Here is a 15,668-nt window from a genome sequence, read left to right as displayed (position 1 = left end):
CACACCTTGAGCGACCAGTCGCAGCAGCCGCCGAATCAGCCGCCCGGGTACGGCTACCCGAACGCCGGCCCCTACCAGCAGCCGGGGTACGCCTACCCGCCCGGCGGCCACCCGCAGGGCGGCTACCCCCAGGGCGGTTACCCGCAGGGCGGTTATCCGCCGGGTGGCGGCTACCCCCCGGGGCCCGTGCCGCCCGGCACGTACACCGGCGACCCCCACGCGCCGTACGGCTACGACCCCTACGGGCGGCCGTACTCCGAGAAGTCGAAGATCGTCGCGGGCGTGCTCCAGCTCTTCCTCGGCACCTTCGGCGTCGGCCGCTTCTACATCGGCGACGTCGGCATCGGCCTCGCCCAGCTGTTCACCTGCGGCGGCTTCGGCATCTGGGCCCTGATCGACGGGATCATCCTGCTGACCAGCAACACCACGACGGACCAGCATGGCCGCGTCCTGCGAGGCTGACACGTCGCGGGCGGCGTCCCGCGAGGCCGGCACGGCGCGGGCCGTGTCCTGCGAGGCCGGCCCCTCGCGCGGCGCCGAGCCCTCGCGCGGCGCCGCCCCGGCGCCCCGGCGCGCCGACCTCCGCGCAGCCCCCCGCACGGCCCCCCGCACGGCCCTCCACACCGCCCTGCGGCACCCGGTGGTGGCCCCGCTCGCGGTGTTCGCCGCGGGCGCGGCGGGCGCGGCGTACCTCTACGGCACCGATCCGCACGAGCCGGGGCACCTGCTGCCCCGCTGCCCGTTCCGTCTCCTGACAGGGCTGCTGTGCCCGGCCTGCGGCGGCACCCGCATGGTGTACGACCTGATGCACGGTCACCTCACCGCCGCCTGGCTGGACAACCGGGCGCTCCTGCTGGCCTCGCCCCTCGCGCTGGGCCTGCTGGCGCGCTGGGCCGTGGAGGGCGTCCGCGGCAGGCGCTGGCGGCCCACCCTCTCGGCGCGGGCCCAGGCGCTCGTCCTGCTGCTGGCGGTGGCCTGGACGGTGACTCGCAACCTCACCTGAGCCGCTCTCAGCAGTGCCGCTGACCAGGCGAGTTGACCAACGCATTACGGAATCGACACGATCCCTCCCCAGACCTCCCGCGAGGGACCACCGCCCCTCTAGGCTCCATGATCCGCAGGGGGGATGAGCGCATCGGGCTGCCGCCGTACAGGTGTCGCGTGCTCCCGCCTGGATCACTCCGGAACGTCACCGTTCCTCCCTTTCACATCCCAGGAGCAGCACGCATGTCCGTCCCCACCCCCGAGGCCCCCTTCGGCGTCGACCCCCAGGGCCGCCCCTACTCCGACAAGTCCAAGGTCGTCGCCGGCGTCCTGCAGCTGTTCCTCGGCGGCTTCGGCGCCGGCCGCTTCTACGTCGGCTCCACCGGCGTGGCCATCGCCCAGCTGCTCACCTGCGGCGGCCTCGGCTTCTGGGCCCTGATCGACGCGATCATCTTCTTCACCAGCAACGACCGCACGGACAGCCACGGCCGAGTCCTCCGCGGCTGACCCCCGGCGCAACACCGACGGGCCCCGCCCTCCCCGGAGGCCGGGGCCCGTCGGCGTCGGGGTGCCCAGGAGGGAGGAGGCCGTGGTGTTCGCCCCGCGTCGAGAGCGGGCGGGGCGTTGCCGACCTCGCCTACGACGTCACCATGTGGATCGCGGGCCTCTGAAACGCCTCCGCACGGCCGGCGGACGCGGTGCGAGCCGCTGTGCCGGCCGGCACGGCAAGGGCCCCGCTCCCCCCTTGGCAGGGGAGACGGGGCCCAGGGGCGAGGTGCCGGGACGGCCTCAGTAGCGGCGCGTGATCAGCGCCCTCTTGACCTCCTGGATCGCCTTCGTGACCTCGATGCCTCGGGGGCAGGCGTCCGTGCAGTTGAACGTCGTGCGGCAGCGCCAGACGCCGTCCTTGTCGTTCAGGATCTCCAGACGCTGCTCGCCGGCCTCGTCGCGCGAGTCGAAGATGAAGCGGTGCGCGTTGACGATGGCGGCCGGGCCGAAGTACTGGCCGTCGTTCCAGAAGACCGGGCAGGACGACGTGCACGCGGCGCACAGGATGCACTTGGTGGTGTCGTCGAAGCGCTCGCGGTCCTCGGCGGACTGCAGACGCTCACGCGTCGGCTCGTTGGTGTCCTTCGTGATGAGGAAGGGCATCACGTCGCGGTACGCCTGGAAGAACGGCTCCATGTCGACCACGAGGTCCTTCAGGACCGTCAGGCCCTTGATGGGCTCGACCGTGATCGGCTTCTCCGGGTTGATGTCCTTGATCAGCGTCTTGCACGCGAGGCGGTTCTTGCCGTTGATCCGCATCGCGTCGGAGCCGCAGATGCCGTGGGCGCAGGAGCGGCGGAAGGTCAGCGTGCCGTCCAGGTCCCACTTGATCTTGTGGAGACCGTCGAGGACGCGCTCCTTGGGGTCGATCTCCAGCTGGAAGTCTTCCCAGGTCGCCTCCGCCGAGACCTCCGGGTTGAACCGGCGGATCCGGAAGGTGACGGTGATGTAGGGGGAGGCCGCGGACTCCGCCTCGACCTTGTCCAGAACAGGGGTAGCCATCAGTACTTACGCTCCATCGGCTGGTAGCGGGTCTGGACGACCGGCTTGTAGTCGAGACGGATGGACTCGGTCCCGTCGGCGCCGACCTCGCGGTACGCCATGGTGTGGCGCATGAAGTTGACGTCGTCGCGGTTGGGGTAGTCCTCGCGGTAGTGACCGCCGCGGGACTCCTTGCGGGCCAGCGCCGAGACGGCCATGACCTCGGCCAGGTCGAGCAGGTTGCCCAGCTCGATGGCCTCCAGCAGGTCGGTGTTGAACCGTTTGCCCTTGTCCTGGATCGCCACGTTCTTGTAGCGCTCGCGCAGCTCGGCGATCTTCTCGACGGCCGTCTTGATCGTCTGCTCGGTGCGGAACACCATGACGTTGGCGTCCATGGTCTCCTGCAGCTCGCGCCGCAGGTCCGCGACCCGCTCGCTGCCCGTGGAGCTGCGCAGACGCTCGATCTGCTCCACCACGAAGGACTCGGGGGCCTCGGGCAGCTCGACGAAGTCCGCCTTCTGCGCGTACTCCGCGGCGGCGATGCCGGCCCGCTTGCCGAAGACGTTGATGTCCAGCAGCGAGTTGGTGCCCAGGCGGTTGGCGCCGTGCACGGACACGCAGGCGACCTCGCCGGCGGCGTACAGGCCGGGGACGACGGTGGTGTTGTCCGCCAGGACCTCACCCTCGACGTTCGTCGGGATGCCGCCCATCGCGTAGTGGGCCGTGGGCTGGATCGGGATCGGGTCCGTGTAGGGCTCGATGCCGAGGTAGGTGCGCGCGAACTCCGTGATGTCGGGCAGCTTCGCGTCGAGCTGCTCCGGCGGGAGGTGGGTGAGGTCCAGGTAGACGTGGTCCCCCTCGGGACCGCAGCCGCGGCCCTCGCGGATCTCCGTGTAGATGGAGCGCGAGACGACGTCACGGGAGGCGAGGTCCTTCATGACCGGCGCGTACTTCTCCATGAAGCGCTCGCCGTCCTTGTTGCGCAGGATGCCGCCCTCACCGCGGGCACCCTCGGTGAGCAGGATGCCCATGCGCCAGATGCCGGTCGGGTGGAACTGGAAGAACTCCATGTCCTCCAGCGGGATGCCCCGGCGGTAGACCGCCGCCTGGCCGTCACCGGTCAGCGTGTGGGCGTTCGACGTCACCTTGAAGAACTTGCCGCAGCCGCCGGAGGCGTAGATGACCGACTTCGCCTGGAAGATGTGGATCTCGCCGGTGGCCAGCTCGTAGGCCACCACGCCGGCCGAGCGCTTGACGCCGTCGACCTCGGTGATCAGCTGGTCCAGGACGTAGAACTCGTTGAAGAACTCCACGCCCTCCTTGACGCAGTTCTGGTACAGCGTCTGGAGGATCATGTGGCCGGTGCGGTCGGCCGCGTAGCAGGAGCGGCGGACCGGCGCCTCGCCGTGGTTGCGGGAGTGACCGCCGAAGCGGCGCTGGTCGATGGTGCCGTTCGGGGTCCGGTTGAACGGCAGGCCCATCTTCTCCAGGTCGAGGACGGAGTCGATGGCCTCCTTCGCCAGGATCTCGGCGGCGTCCTGGTCGACCAGGTAGTCACCGCCCTTGACCGTGTCGAAGGTGTGCCACTCCCAGTTGTCCTCCTCCACGTTGGCCAGCGCGGCGGCCATGCCGCCCTGCGCGGCGCCCGTGTGGGAGCGGGTGGGGTAGAGCTTCGTCAGGACGGCCGTGCGGCTGCGCTTGGTCGCCTCGATGGCGGCCCGCATACCGGCGCCACCGGCGCCGACGATGACGGTGTCGTACTTGTGGATCTTCATGATTCTCGCAGCCCCGTGCCTAGCGGATGTTCGGGTCGAAGGTGAAGATCACCAGCGTGCCCAGCAGGATGGTGAACACCGTGGCGGTGTAGAGCAGGCCCTTGAGCCACAGGCGGGTGTTCGCGCGCTCCGCGTAGTCGTTGATGACCGTGCGCAGGCCGTTCGCGCCGTGCAGCATCGCCAGCCACAGCATCAGCAGGTCCCAGACCTGCCAGAACGGCGACGCCCAGCGGCCGGCCACGAAGGCGAAGCCGATCTTGGACACGCCGCCGTCCAGCACGAGCTGGATCAGCAGGTGGCCGATGACCAGGACGACCAGCACGACGCCGGACAGGCGCATGAAGAGCCAGGCCGCCATCTCGAAGTTGCCCCGGGTCGACTTCGGGGTCTTCTTGGTGCGCTTGCGCGGGGCCTCGATGAACGGCGCCGGGTTGTCGACGGAGTAGACGTCGCCGCCCTCGACCGGGCCGATACCGGAAGCAGTGGTTTCAGTGGTGGACATGCGCGTCAGCTCCCGAACAGAACACGAGCGGCGTGGCCGAGGACGGGGTAGATCGCCCCGAGCATCAGCACGACCCAGATGCCCACGACGGTCCAGAGCATCTGCTTCTGGTAGCGCGGGCCCTTGGACCAGAAGTCGACGGCGATGACGCGGAGGCCGTTGAGCGCGTGGAAGAGGATGGCGGCGACGAGGCCGTACTCAAGGCAGGCGACGATCGGCGTCTTGTAGGTGGCTACGACCTTGTCGTAGTCCTCGGGGGAGACACGCACGAGAGCGGTGTCCAGCACGTGAACGAACAGGAAGAAGAAAATGAGGACGCCGGTGACTCGATGAGCCACCCAGGACCACATTCCTTCCCGGCCGCGGTACAGCGTTCCAGCCGGCACGGAAATTTCCTCCGGGAGCGGGGGTTGGGGCCGCGCCGGCTTCGGTGTCGGTCGGGCCCGGCCGGGTACGGTCCACCGGCCCCCAGCATCGTAGCGACGCGCCGCCGCCGGGCTGCGCCGGGGTCCCTCGGTGTGATCAAACTGGCACGCAAAGAGGTACGTGTGGGCTAGTGGGACTACTGAGGTGGCTGGTTTGTGCCCCTTTGCCCGGTGGGGACCGTCAAGCGTCGGCCTGGCGGGTCCCCGCGCCGCCGAGGAGATCGAACAGGCGTTCCCGCGCCAGGCGCCGGAGCTCGTCCGCCGCGACGACCCGCTCCTCCTCCGGGTCGTTGGTCAATCGTGACCGGATCGCTTCCAGGACGTAGTCGAGGGCCTCGGACGGGGGAACGCCGCCCAGGCAGATGACGAACGTGTGTCCGAATCGGGACTCGTAGGCGGCGTGCGCCGCGCTCAGGGCCGTGTGGGCCGCGCCGTAGGCGTCGTCCGGAAGGGCGGGCAGGGACTCCGCGGCCAGGGCCTCGGCCAGATCGGCGGGGGTGAGGTCGTAGGCGGCCTCGTCGGACGCCGCGAGCAGGGCTTCCAGCGTGGGGTAGGGGCGGTGGGCGGCGATCCGGCGGGCCCAGCGCAGGCTGCGCAGGCAGGTCAGCAGGGCGCGCGCCGCCTGGTCGGCGGGCGCGGTGTTGAAGTCCTCCAGGCCGGCCGGCGGGCGCGGGACGCGCGGCTGTTCGGGCAGTGCCGGTATGGCGACTCGGCCGGGGAGACGGGGAAGACGGTGCGCGGGCAGCGTGAGTCCTCGGCGTGCGTGATGTGTGGGTCGGCAGGGGATCATGTGAGGGATGTGACACCACGTTATCGATAATGGTCACGCTGTGTCCGACGGATGGCCGGAATTCACCCGCACGGGAGAGTTTCAGAACGTGTGGTGGACCACCGGTTCCCGGGCGGCGGACAGGACGCGCGCCGCGCGGAGTCGTACGTTGGCGGGGTGAGCCAGCACAGCCGCAAGCACAGCAGCCACAAGCGCACCAACCGGCGACTCGTCGTCGCCGCCGCCTTCGCCGGGACGATCGCGCTCGGCGTGGGCGTCGGCGTATGGGCCGCGACGGGCGACGGCTCCTCCGGGGACACGCCGGCCCAGGCCCGGCCCTCCGAGGCCGGATCCGTCGCGTCACCCGGCCGGTCCACGCCCCGGCAGCCGACTCCCACGCCCAGCCCCAGCCGCACGTACCCGCTCTCCACCGCCCCGCGCACCATCCCCGCGGTCCGGTCGCACACCCCGGCGCGCGGCCCCGGCTGGCGCCCGGCGCACACCTCCCGGGTCGTCGTCAGCGACCCGGAGCTGGCCGACGAGGGCAAGCTGATCGCCGGCGAGCTGGGGATGACGTACGCCGGGCAGCGCGGCGACGTGCGTGCCGGGGACGTCCGGCTGGCGCTCGGCGGCGAGGGCGGCAACCCGGAGTCGTACACCATGACCGTGCGCGGCGGGCGGGTGGTGATCAGCGGGCCCGGCGAGGCCGGCGTGTTCTACGGCACCCGCACGCTCAAGCAGGAGGTGCGCGGTGCGGGCGCCGCGCCGGAGGGCGTGGTGCGCGACGCGCCGGCCAAGCCGGTGCGCGGGCTGATGCTCGACATCGCGCGCAAGCCGTACTCGGCCGGCTGGATAGAGGACCGCATCCGCGAGCTCGGCGATCTGAAGTACAACGAGCTGGGGCTGCACTTCTCCGACGACCAGGGCTTCCGGATCGAGTCCAGCACCCATCCGGAGATCGTCTCGACGGACCACCTGACCAAGGCGCAGGTCAAGCAGATCGTGCAGCTCGCGCAGAGCCGGCACATCACGGTCGTGCCGGAGATCGACTCGCCGGGGCACCTGGGCGCCGTCATCGCCGCCCACCCGGACCTGAAGCTGGTCAGCGCGCGCGGCACCGTGGCCCGCGGGGCGGTGGACATCTCCAAGGACCAGGCCGCGCGGATCGTCGACGACCTGCTCGACGAGTACGCGGGCCTCTTCCCCGGCGGCAAGTGGAACCTGGGCGGCGACGAGTACCAGGCTCTGATGGCGAAGAACCCCGAGGCCTCCTACCCGCAGCTCGCGGCCGCCGCCCACGACGCCTACGGCGCCTCGGGCACCATCGCCGACCTGGCCACCGGCTGGCTCAACGACCGCGCCGGCACCGTCCGCGCCCACGACCGCGCGATACGCGCCTGGAACGACGGCTTCTACGCGGGCACGTCCGTCAAGCCGGCGGGCGACCTGCAGGTGGCGTACTGGACCGGCAAGGAGATCGGGGCCCGGCAGCCCGTGGACTACCTCGCCGCGGGCCGCAAGGTGATCAACTACAACGACGCGTACCTCTACTACGTCCTCGGGCAGCCGAACCAGTTCTTCTACCCGACCGGGCAGCGGATCTACGAGCAGTGGACCCCGCGGGTGCTGCGCGGCAGCCAGCCCGTCCCGGCGCGCTACGACGGGCAGATCCTCGGCGGCACCTTCGCCGTGTGGGGCGACTTCCCCAACGCTCAGACGCAGGCCCAGGTCGCGGCCGGCATCCGGATGCCGCTGCGGGCGACGGTGCAGAAGCTCTGGGACCCGGGCGCACCGGCCCTGTCCTGGACGCAGTTCAAGTCGCTGGCCGCGCAGCTCGGCTAGGTGGTGTCTCGGGACTGGCGCAACAGGCCCCGGGCCGCGCCGGAATCCTCCCGGCCGGCCGCGCACGGCCGTACGTTGGTGGCGCATGCGGCACGCGACCGCGGGCCGGGCGGAGCCGGGGGGACGGGCATGGGCTACTGGGGGTACTTCGTCGTCGGCCGCGCCGAGCGGCCGCTGGACGGGCTGCGGCCGCTCGCCGGGCTGACCGGGCTGCGGCGGCACACCGAGGCGCCGGGCGGCTGGCAGGTGTGGGAGTACCCGAACGGCGAGGGCGACGTCGGCAGCATGAACGCGCTGGCGCGTGAGACGGGGGCGCCGGCGCTCTTCGGGTACGTCATGGACGGCGACTGCGTGGTCGTCGAGGCGGCGGCCCCGCTGAGCGGGACGTGGACGGCCTGCCTGGGCCGGGAGGCGATGGCCGGATACCTCGGGCAGGACGGGCTCGCCCTGGACGACTACTTCCTGCCGCCCGACGACGCCGCGGGCCGCGCCGCCGCCTGGGCCGCCGAGGCCGGGCACATGGTGGCCGAGCCGGAACTCCTCGCGGTCCTCACCGCCGACCCTGATCCGCTGGCCGAAAATCTCTTCTTCCGCCTCCTCGACCGGCTCGGTGTGGTACCCCTGTGACACTGCGCGGGCGTCGCACGCAGTAAGGGGAAGTGCGGGCTCCGTAAGGGATGGCGCCCCGTCGAGGGAGGCGTGGATGAGCCTGGTGGACCTCATCTCTCAGGCCGACGAACGCGGACTGGCCGCGAGCGGACTGGCTTGTTTGGATCGGTGCCTGCCCCTGCTGGGCGGCGACGACGAGACCCTGCGCCCGCTGTGGGGGAATCTCGCCGACAGCGCCGGCGACGCCGGCGAGACCTGGGGCGACCTGCTCGACGCGGTCCGCGGCAAGCTCCCGGCCGGCGAGGACGCCGACGACGAGGCGACCCTGCTCGCCCAGCGGATGCTCGCCGCCGCGCCCGACGAGCGGTGCGCGCCGCAGGTGCGGGTGTGGGCGGACGCCTGCTCGGTCGCCTCCCTGCAGATCCACCGGCTGCTCGACCCCGCCGAGGACGCCTCCGGCGTCGACGCGCGCCGCGAGGGCCGCACCGACGGCATGTCCCCGCTGGTCGCCGCCGAACTGCGGCGCCAGGTCACCGTCCTCGAAGTCCTCGCCGAGCACGGCCCGTCCGGCCTGCGCCGCGCCCTCGACGTCTCCACCGAGGGCCGCCGGGTCCTGCGCGCGGTGGTCTCCCGCCGGGCCCGCGGCCGGGTGTGAGACCGGCGGCGGGAACGCCGTCGGGCACCCCCCGCCCGGCGGGCTCGCCGCCCGGGGAACCCCGATCCGCAGGGGTCAAACCTGCCCCCGTGGACGGGTCCTGTGACCGTCGTGCGGGGGCGGTGGGGCGGTTGCGCACCCGTTCGCGGAACATCCCCGGCAGCCCGTGACGCGCGACCGGCGCGGCGCGCTCTTCCCTACGTGACGACTGTTACCCCTCAGTACACGACCTGGCACGAGCGGACGCCCGGGCAGGGCGGCAGACCGCAGGCCGCCGCCAAACCCGCACGGTGGGCGGCCGACGTGGTGGCCACCATGCGCGAGGGCGCCCGCGTCCGCCTCGACTACTCGGCGCAGAGCCTGTGGCGCGTCGACCGGATGATCGAGGAGATACGGCGCGAGGGCGCCCCGGAGGACGCCGTGGCGACCGTGCTGCGCGGTTTCGGCGCCTACGCCGGTGAGGTGATCGTCCGTCAGGCCGGCGCCGAGTGGTGGGCGAGCGGCGGTGACCACTGGGTGCGCACCCCCGACGGCAAGCTCTGGGACCCGGTGGACGAGGCCCGTCGCGCCTACGCCGGCCACGGCTCCCTGCGGCTGCTGTGCCGGGACGCGACGACACGGTCCTGACCCCGGGCGCCTCGCCGTCGCAGGCGGTACGACGCACGAGACGCCCGAAGGTTGTACGCGCGCGGCACGTTTTTACTGTGGGAAGAGACACTCATGGGGCCCGTGATGCCCAAGACCCCGCATCCGCTGGGTAGTCGGGGGGACGGCGCCCGCGTTCTCCCGTGCCGAGTGAGGGGGACGCCATGCACACCGCGCACGAACACCGTCCGCACGCACGGGAGATGCGACCGCACGCGGCGGCCTTCGTCGCCCGCGCCACCGCCCGCAACCGGCTGCCGCTCGACTACTCCGTGCGCAGCCTGCGCGTCGTCGACTTCATCGTGGACGGACTGCGCAAGGGCGGCGCCGAACCCGACCGCGTGGCCGGCACGCTGTTCGGGCTCGGCGCCTACGTCGGAGAGGTGCTGGTACGCCGGGCGGGCGCCGCCTGGGTGGACCTCGACGCCGAGCAGCGCGTCTACTTCGGGCAGGCGGTCGGGGTGCGGATGCCCGACGGGCGGGTGTGGAACCCGCTCGGCAAGGTCCTCAACCGCTTCTCGGCGGGCGCCCCCGAGGACTCGCTGCAGACCTTCTACCTCACCCTGCACGGACGAGCTCGCCGGGCGGTCGCCTGACATGCTGTGACACTTCTGTGAGCCGCGACGCTGATGACCGTGGAGGCGTGGACGACGAACGAGGGCGGACTTGGGCCAGGGAGCTGAACCCCGGCGCGCGCGGGCGAACGACGGGGAGCTGGGCGCGGCGGTCGCGCGGGCCCAGGACGGCGACGAGGCCGCCTTCGCGGTCGCGTACCGCATCGTGCAGCCCGCGCTGCTGGGCTATCTGCGCGGCCTGGTCGGGGAGGACGCCGAGGACGTGGCCTCCGACGCCTGGCTGGAGATAGCCCGCGACCTCGGGCGGTTCCAGGGCGACGGCGCCGGGTTCCGCGGCTGGACGGCCACCATCGCGCGGCACCGGGCGCTGGACCATCTGCGCCGCCGGCGCTCCCGGCCCCGGCCGGCGGCGCTGGAGGCGGAGGTCCTCGACCTGCCCGGGCCGCACAGCACGCACGAGCAGGCGCTGGAGTCGCTCTCCACCGCCCAGGCCCTCGCGCTCGTCCGCGCGCTGCCCCGCGACCAGGCGGAGGCGGTGCTGCTGCGGGTCGTCGTCGGCCTCGACGGACCCGCCACGGCCCGGGTGCTCGGCAAGCGCCCCGGCGCGGTCCGCACCGCCGCCTACCGAGGGCTCAGGCGACTCGCCCGGCAACTGGATGTACCGGGCACGGAGGGCGAAGGTGTGACGGATGAGGCTTCCCGGACGCTGGGGGAGTCGAAATGAAACGGTGGCGGCGACAGGCCGTACACCCCACAGCACAGGTCCGGCACGGCGGGCCGGGCGGACAGGGACGGACACGGACATGGGTGACACGCACAGGGGAGGCGGGCCGCACGCTCGTCGGCACACGCTCCCCGGCGGCACCGTGTCCGACGACACCCGCCGCCCCGGCGACCGCGTGGCGGGCGGCGGCGAGCACGCCACGCTGGAGGCCCTGCTCGCCGCGGCGATCCGGGCCGACGTCATCGACGGCGACGCCGAGCAGCGCGCCGTGGCCGCGTTCCGCGCCGCCCGTGCCGAAGGCGCTCAGGCCCGCACCCGCGGCCGCGACGACTGGCGGCCGCGCACCCGCCGCCCCCGCCGCTCGCTGAAGGCCGCCCTGTCCGTGGTCGTGGCCGGCCTCACCCTGGGCGGGGTCGCCTACGCGGCCATCGGCACCCCGGGCGCCTCCTCCGACGGCCCCGGCGGCCCGGACGACGGACGGCGCGCCTCCCACGCGGCGACCGGCGACGCCGGACGCTCGCCGGACACGGCCGCGACCGCCGCGCCGCACGGCGGTTCCGCCGGTCCCGGTGCCGTCGGATCGCCCGGCCGCCCCGACCGGCCGGACGGCGCGCAGGACACCGAGGCCCACTGCCGGGCCTGGGAGCGCGTCGGCGAGAACGGCAAGGCGCTCGACGCCACCTCCTGGCAGCGGCTCGTCGCGGCCGCGGGCGGCACGGACCGGGTCCGGGCGTACTGCGCCGAGCAGCTCGCCCACGCCGCGCAGGGGCAGGGCACCGCCAAGCCCGGCACGGCCGCTGAGCCCACCACGGCCGCCGAGCCCACCACGGCCGGGAAGCCCACGACGGCGGGGCAGCCCACGACGGCGGGGCAGCCCACGCCGGCCGGACACCCCGCCCAGCCGGGCAACGGCACCGAGCACAGCGGCGGACCGGACAACGGGGGCAAGGCGCAGTAGCGCCACGGAAGAGAAGGCGAAGCAGCCCCCCGGAAGCAGCGCCCTGGATGCAGCGCCCTGGATGCAGCGGAAGAAGCCGCAGGATCCCAAGAAGCGGAAGAAGCCGCCGGAGCCGAAGCAGCCGCAGCAGCGCAGGATCCGTAGAACACCCCGCTCACCTGGGCCTTCAGCCCCTCGCGGGGGCCGCCATGGCAACGGCCGGGGCCGCCACCCCCCACAGGAGAGGCCCCGGCCGTCGCGCGGCACGGGCCGCGCGGCGGCCCGTACTTCCTACAGCGCCGAGCGTGCGTTTTCTGTCACACCCCGTCGGCATTCGTGCGCGTCACGAGTCGGTTGCATCCCGGACCGACGTGGACGAGCAGTGGTTTAAAGCCGTAACGTGCCTTTCGCGCCGGACCGCGGGGGGCCCGGACCACCGCGACCACCTGCGGTCTTGAACCGCGACCATCGATCGAGGAACCAGGGTGCTGGGGGACGACGCGGAGCTGACAGCCGCGGTGCGTGCGGCGCAGGACGGGGACGAGACCGCGTTCCGGACCGTGTACCGCACCGTGCACCCGCGGCTGCTCGGATACGTCAGGACGCTCGTCGGCGACCTGGAGGCGGAGGACGTCGCTTCCGAGGCGTGGCTGCAGATCGCCCGCGATCTGGAGCGGTTCGAGGGCGACGCCGACCGCTTCCGCGGCTGGGCCGCCCGGATCGCGCGCAACCGGGCGCTGGACCACATCCGCATGCGCGGCCGCCGCCCCGCCGTCGGCGGCGACGAGACCGAGCTGACCGGCCGGCCCGCCGATTCCGACACGGCCGGCGAGGCCATCGAGGCGCTGGCCACGGACCGCACCCTCTCCCTCATCGCCCGGCTGCCGCAGGACCAGGCCGAGGCGGTCGTGCTGCGCGTGGTCGTGGGGCTCGACGCGAAGACCGCCGCGGAGACCCTCGGCAAGCGGCCGGGAGCCGTGCGCACGGCCGCGCACCGCGGTCTGAAGAAGCTCGCCGAACTGCTCGGGGAGCGCCCGGACACCGATCCGGAATCGGCCGGCGTGCTCGACGCGCTGCCGCCGCAGAGAGAACCGCGCGCCCGCGCGGTGTCGTCCGCCGGTGTGACGCAACGATGGGCGCGGACGCAGAAGGACATGTGATGGCCGACGAGCAGTACAGGTGGCTGGACCGCGAGACGGCGGAGCGTCTGCTGCGCGGCGAGCCGCTGGACGCCGTCGCAGACGAGGCCCGTGAGCAGGCCGAACGGCTCACCCGCGCCCTGGACGCGCTGTCCGCCGTTCCGGAGAAGGCCGACGGTGAACTCCCCGGTGAGGCCGCCGCGCTGACCGCCTTCCGCGCCGCGCGCGCCACCACCCCGGCGGCGTCCCCCGCGCGCGCCGGCCGTGCGGCGGACACCGGTCTCGTGCGGTTCGGCGGCGCGGGCACCGCCCGCCGCTCCCGCTGGGGCCGGCCGGTCCGGCTCGCGCTCTGCGCCGTCGTGGCCGCCGGAACCGTCGGCGGGGTCGCGGTCGCGGCCGGAACCGGGGTGCTGCCCACGTTCGGCGGCGCCGAGCCCGGCCCCCGCGTCTCCGTGTCCGCCGACGCCACCGCCGAACACCCGCCGGCCCCGCCCACGCCGGACGGCACCGGGTCCGTCGCACCCGAGGGCGGCAGCGGCGGTACGGCGGGCCGGGGCACCGTCCGGGACGGCGACCGCGGCACCGCGGCCCGCCCCGGCACCACCGAGGGCCAGGGCACCGACGCATGGCGGCGCCGCATCACCGAGGCCTGCCAGGACCTGCGCGGCGGCCGCGGCCTGGACGGCGACCGCCGGCGCGCCCTGGAGACGGCGGCGGGCGGCGCCCCGCGCGTGGGCGCGTACTGCAAGACGGTCCTCGCCGCGCCCGGCGCCGACACCGGCCACGACGGCCGGGGCACCTCCCAGGGCGGTTCGGGAGGGAAGAACGGCACGTCCGGCAAGCCCGGCACCGGCACGGCCACCGAGGGCCTCAAGGGCGGCGGCGGCCAGGGCAACGGCCAGGGCGGCGGGAACAGCCAGGGCGACGGCAACGGCGGCAAGGGCAACGGCACCGGCCAGGGCGGCGGCGGCGACAAAGGCCAGGGCGGTGACGACGACGGCCATGGCAGAGCCGGCTCCCAGGGCCACGGGGGGCACGGCTCCGGCGGCACCGGCGGTACCGGTGGTTCCGGAGGCCACGGTGGCTCCGGCGGTCACGGCGCGGGCGGCGCGAACGGCACCGGCGGCCACGGCTCCAGCAAGGGCGCGGGCAAGGGCCAGGGCAACGGCGGCCACGGCCACTGACGCCACGCCCCACCGACGCCACGCCCCGCCGACGCCCTCCGCTCGGCCCGCCGCGCCCGGCGCCGCCCCCGCACATCACCCCCGTCTCGCCCTGCGAACCGCCTCTGACCTGCGGTTTCGTAACACACGAAAAATTCTTCGCCCAAGGTGTGACGTTTTTTGCCGCGGGGGCGCAGTAATGAGTGAGCCGACTGGTCATCGGCCGTCGCACTGAGCCGGGGTTCCCCCCGTACCCACGGCTCGTGCACCTGGCGCGGGCGGGACACGTTCCCCCGGTCCCGCCCGCGCCCCGTCTCTCTTCGGCCCTCCCGGTGTCCCGGCCTCTCGCGCCGCGCGGTTCCTCACCAGTACACGACGACCTTGTCCCCGGTGCGCACCTGCGCGTACAGCGCCGCGATCGCCGTCTCGTCCCGCACGTTCACGCACCCGTGCGAGCCGCCCGCGTAGCCCCGGGCGGCGAAGTCGTATGAGTAGTGCACGGCCTGGCCGCCGCTGAAGAACATGGCGTACGGCATCGGCGAGTCGTACAGCGTGGACACGTGGTGCCGGGACTTGAAGTACACGTGGAAGACGCCCTCCCGGGTCGGCGTGTACTGCGAGCCGAAGCGGACCGACATCGTCGACACGGTCCGCCCGTCGATCATCCAGCGCAGGGTGCGGCTCGACTTGCTGATGCACAGCACCCGCCCGGTCATGCAGCGCGGGTCCGGCGCGGCGGCGGGCTGACCGCCCATCAGGTACAGCTCCCACTTCCCGGGCTCGTGCGTCATCCCCAGCAGCCGCTGCCAGGTGACGGTGTCGACGCGTCCGGTGCGCGGCAGCCCGCGCTTGCCCTGGAAGCCCTTGACCGCCTGCTCGGTGAGGTCGTCGTAGGTGCCGGTGGGGCCGTCGAAGAGCCATGCCACCTGGCGCAGCCGGGCCTGGAGTTCGCGCACGTTCCGGCCGGTGTCGCCGGGGGAGAGCAGCACGGGCGGCGCGACGCCCTGCTTGCCGTCACCGGAACCGGAGGAGCCGGTGGCGGTGGGCGCCGACGGTCCGCGCGACGGCGAGGACGTGCCCGGCAGGTCGACGTGGACCGGGGACCGGCCGCCGCCCGCGCCCTGCACCGTGCACCCGCCGCCCACCGCGACCACCGCCACCACGGCCGCCCCTGCGGCGATCGCTCTGACCCTGCCCGTACCGCGCATCACGGACCCCCCGTCGTCCCACCGCTTCGGGTTGCTGTCCTTCAGATGCTTTCCAGGCGTGACGCCCCGCGAACGGCGGGGCATGGTGGGGAGGGGGTCTGTGAGGAAGGTCCCAGCGTGGGGCCCTCCACCGGTCGCACGGCCGTCGCTACAGTCCGTGCCGAGGGTTGGTTTCTACTGGCGAGT

Annotated in this window: 18 protein-coding genes; 12 read left to right on the top strand and 6 right to left on the bottom strand. The window is 73.4% G+C overall.

What is annotated here, in order from left to right; genetic code table 11:
* Positions 1–6 precede the first annotated feature (6 nt).
* The 3 genes from ACF1AL_RS17825 to ACF1AL_RS17815 all read left to right on the top strand — a co-directional run bounded on the left by ACF1AL_RS17825 (position 7) and on the right by ACF1AL_RS17815 (position 1,491).
* Positions 7–462: a TM2 domain-containing protein gene (locus ACF1AL_RS17825; RefSeq protein WP_366837985.1), complete on the top strand. Its 456-nt coding sequence runs from the start codon at positions 7–9 to the stop codon at positions 460–462.
* 166 nt (positions 463–628) lie between these two features.
* Positions 629–1,003: a DUF2752 domain-containing protein gene (locus tag ACF1AL_RS17820; RefSeq protein WP_391821113.1), complete on the top strand. Its 375-nt coding sequence runs from the start codon at positions 629–631 to the stop codon at positions 1,001–1,003.
* Between the two features lie 224 nt (positions 1,004–1,227).
* Positions 1,228–1,491: a TM2 domain-containing protein gene (locus tag ACF1AL_RS17815; RefSeq protein ID WP_366837986.1), complete on the top strand. Its 264-nt coding sequence runs from the start codon at positions 1,228–1,230 to the stop codon at positions 1,489–1,491.
* 282 nt (positions 1,492–1,773) lie between these two features.
* Here ACF1AL_RS17815 and ACF1AL_RS17810 read toward each other — a convergent pair whose 3' ends face one another.
* The 5 genes from ACF1AL_RS17810 to ACF1AL_RS17790 all read right to left on the bottom strand — a co-directional run bounded on the left by ACF1AL_RS17810 (position 1,774) and on the right by ACF1AL_RS17790 (position 6,006).
* The gene (locus tag ACF1AL_RS17810) at positions 1,774–2,535 is read right to left on the bottom strand and encodes a succinate dehydrogenase iron-sulfur subunit (RefSeq protein WP_366837987.1); all 762 of its coding nucleotides are present in this window, start codon (positions 2,533–2,535) and stop codon (positions 1,774–1,776) included.
* Complete coding sequence (gene sdhA, locus ACF1AL_RS17805; RefSeq protein WP_366837988.1) at positions 2,535–4,289, bottom strand: succinate dehydrogenase flavoprotein subunit; 1,755 nt, start codon at positions 4,287–4,289, stop codon at positions 2,535–2,537. Before sdhA ends, ACF1AL_RS17810 begins: the two co-directional genes overlap by 1 nt.
* Positions 4,290–4,308: 19 nt before the next feature.
* A complete protein-coding gene (locus ACF1AL_RS17800) occupies positions 4,309–4,791 on the bottom strand; it encodes a succinate dehydrogenase hydrophobic membrane anchor subunit (protein WP_366837989.1) in 483 nt (160 codons plus the stop codon).
* Positions 4,792–4,796: 5 nt separating this feature from the next.
* A complete protein-coding gene (sdhC, locus tag ACF1AL_RS17795; RefSeq protein ID WP_366837990.1) occupies positions 4,797–5,177 on the bottom strand; it encodes a succinate dehydrogenase, cytochrome b556 subunit in 381 nt (126 codons plus the stop codon).
* Positions 5,178–5,397: 220 nt separating this feature from the next.
* Positions 5,398–6,006 carry a 2-oxo-4-hydroxy-4-carboxy-5-ureidoimidazoline decarboxylase gene (locus ACF1AL_RS17790; RefSeq protein WP_391780439.1) on the bottom strand — a complete coding sequence of 203 codons (609 nt, stop codon included), beginning with the start codon at positions 6,004–6,006 and terminating at the stop codon, positions 5,398–5,400.
* A gap of 156 nt (positions 6,007–6,162) precedes the next feature.
* On the opposite strand from ACF1AL_RS17790, the gene ACF1AL_RS17785 reads away from it, so the two are divergent.
* The 9 genes from ACF1AL_RS17785 to ACF1AL_RS17745 all read left to right on the top strand — a co-directional run bounded on the left by ACF1AL_RS17785 (position 6,163) and on the right by ACF1AL_RS17745 (position 14,295).
* Positions 6,163–7,827, top strand: a complete 1,665-nt coding sequence (locus ACF1AL_RS17785) for a family 20 glycosylhydrolase (RefSeq protein WP_391826444.1) — start codon at positions 6,163–6,165, stop codon at positions 7,825–7,827.
* A 129-nt stretch (positions 7,828–7,956) separates the two neighbouring features.
* Positions 7,957–8,454: a hypothetical protein gene (locus ACF1AL_RS17780; RefSeq protein WP_391661653.1), complete on the top strand. Its 498-nt coding sequence runs from the start codon at positions 7,957–7,959 to the stop codon at positions 8,452–8,454.
* 76 nt (positions 8,455–8,530) lie between these two features.
* Entirely contained in the window at positions 8,531–9,091 is a 561-nt protein-coding gene (locus tag ACF1AL_RS17775) for a hypothetical protein (RefSeq protein WP_366837993.1), read from the top strand.
* Between the two features lie 201 nt (positions 9,092–9,292).
* Positions 9,293–9,718 (top strand): hypothetical protein, encoded by a 426-nt coding sequence (locus tag ACF1AL_RS17770; RefSeq protein WP_366837994.1) that lies wholly within the window; start codon positions 9,293–9,295, stop codon positions 9,716–9,718.
* Between the two features lie 182 nt (positions 9,719–9,900).
* A complete protein-coding gene (locus ACF1AL_RS17765; protein ID WP_391780436.1) occupies positions 9,901–10,332 on the top strand; it encodes a hypothetical protein in 432 nt (143 codons plus the stop codon).
* 70 nt (positions 10,333–10,402) lie between these two features.
* Positions 10,403–11,035 carry an RNA polymerase sigma factor gene (locus ACF1AL_RS17760; protein WP_391703867.1) on the top strand — a complete coding sequence of 211 codons (633 nt, stop codon included), beginning with the start codon at positions 10,403–10,405 and terminating at the stop codon, positions 11,033–11,035.
* A gap of 142 nt (positions 11,036–11,177) precedes the next feature.
* On the top strand, positions 11,178–11,993 hold the full coding sequence (locus ACF1AL_RS17755) for a hypothetical protein (RefSeq protein ID WP_391826442.1): 816 nt from the start codon (positions 11,178–11,180) through the stop codon (positions 11,991–11,993).
* Between the two features lie 464 nt (positions 11,994–12,457).
* Positions 12,458–13,132 (top strand): RNA polymerase sigma factor, encoded by a 675-nt coding sequence (locus tag ACF1AL_RS17750; RefSeq protein WP_384208619.1) that lies wholly within the window; start codon positions 12,458–12,460, stop codon positions 13,130–13,132.
* Positions 13,132–14,295: a hypothetical protein gene (locus ACF1AL_RS17745; RefSeq protein ID WP_391826440.1), complete on the top strand. Its 1,164-nt coding sequence runs from the start codon at positions 13,132–13,134 to the stop codon at positions 14,293–14,295. The genes ACF1AL_RS17750 and ACF1AL_RS17745 overlap by 1 nt, the downstream gene beginning before the upstream one ends.
* A 341-nt stretch (positions 14,296–14,636) precedes the next feature.
* Here the strand turns inward: ACF1AL_RS17745 and ACF1AL_RS17740 are convergent, their stop codons facing one another.
* A complete protein-coding gene (locus tag ACF1AL_RS17740) occupies positions 14,637–15,482 on the bottom strand; it encodes a L,D-transpeptidase family protein (protein WP_391826681.1) in 846 nt (281 codons plus the stop codon).
* Positions 15,483–15,668: the final 186 nt, after the last annotated feature.

It is taken from the genome of Streptomyces sp. NPDC014801, from assembly GCF_043082085.1.
In the GTDB taxonomy this organism is placed as follows: domain Bacteria; phylum Actinomycetota; class Actinomycetes; order Streptomycetales; family Streptomycetaceae; genus Streptomyces.
This window is presented reverse-complemented; position numbering and strand designations above follow the sequence as displayed.

Excerpts from the sequence above, each read along its gene's own strand:
- ACF1AL_RS17815 (WP_366837986.1), top strand. The coding sequence starts at position 1,228 with ATGTCCGTCCCCACCCCCGAGGCCCCCTTCGGCGTCGACCCCCAGGGC.
- ACF1AL_RS17810 (WP_366837987.1), bottom strand. The coding sequence starts at position 2,535 with ATGGCTACCCCTGTTCTGGACAAGGTCGAGGCGGAGTCCGCGGCCTCC.
- sdhA (WP_366837988.1), bottom strand. The coding sequence starts at position 4,289 with ATGAAGATCCACAAGTACGACACCGTCATCGTCGGCGCCGGTGGCGCC.
- ACF1AL_RS17800 (WP_366837989.1), bottom strand. The coding sequence starts at position 4,791 with ATGTCCACCACTGAAACCACTGCTTCCGGTATCGGCCCGGTCGAGGGC.
- ACF1AL_RS17790 (WP_391780439.1), bottom strand. The coding sequence starts at position 6,006 with ATGATCCCCTGCCGACCCACACATCACGCACGCCGAGGACTCACGCTG.
- ACF1AL_RS17780 (WP_391661653.1), top strand. The coding sequence starts at position 7,957 with ATGGGCTACTGGGGGTACTTCGTCGTCGGCCGCGCCGAGCGGCCGCTG.
- ACF1AL_RS17775 (WP_366837993.1), top strand. The coding sequence starts at position 8,531 with ATGAGCCTGGTGGACCTCATCTCTCAGGCCGACGAACGCGGACTGGCC.
- ACF1AL_RS17765 (WP_391780436.1), top strand. The coding sequence starts at position 9,901 with ATGCACACCGCGCACGAACACCGTCCGCACGCACGGGAGATGCGACCG.
- ACF1AL_RS17745 (WP_391826440.1), top strand. The coding sequence starts at position 13,132 with ATGGCCGACGAGCAGTACAGGTGGCTGGACCGCGAGACGGCGGAGCGT.
- ACF1AL_RS17740 (WP_391826681.1), bottom strand. The coding sequence starts at position 15,482 with ATGCGCGGTACGGGCAGGGTCAGAGCGATCGCCGCAGGGGCGGCCGTG.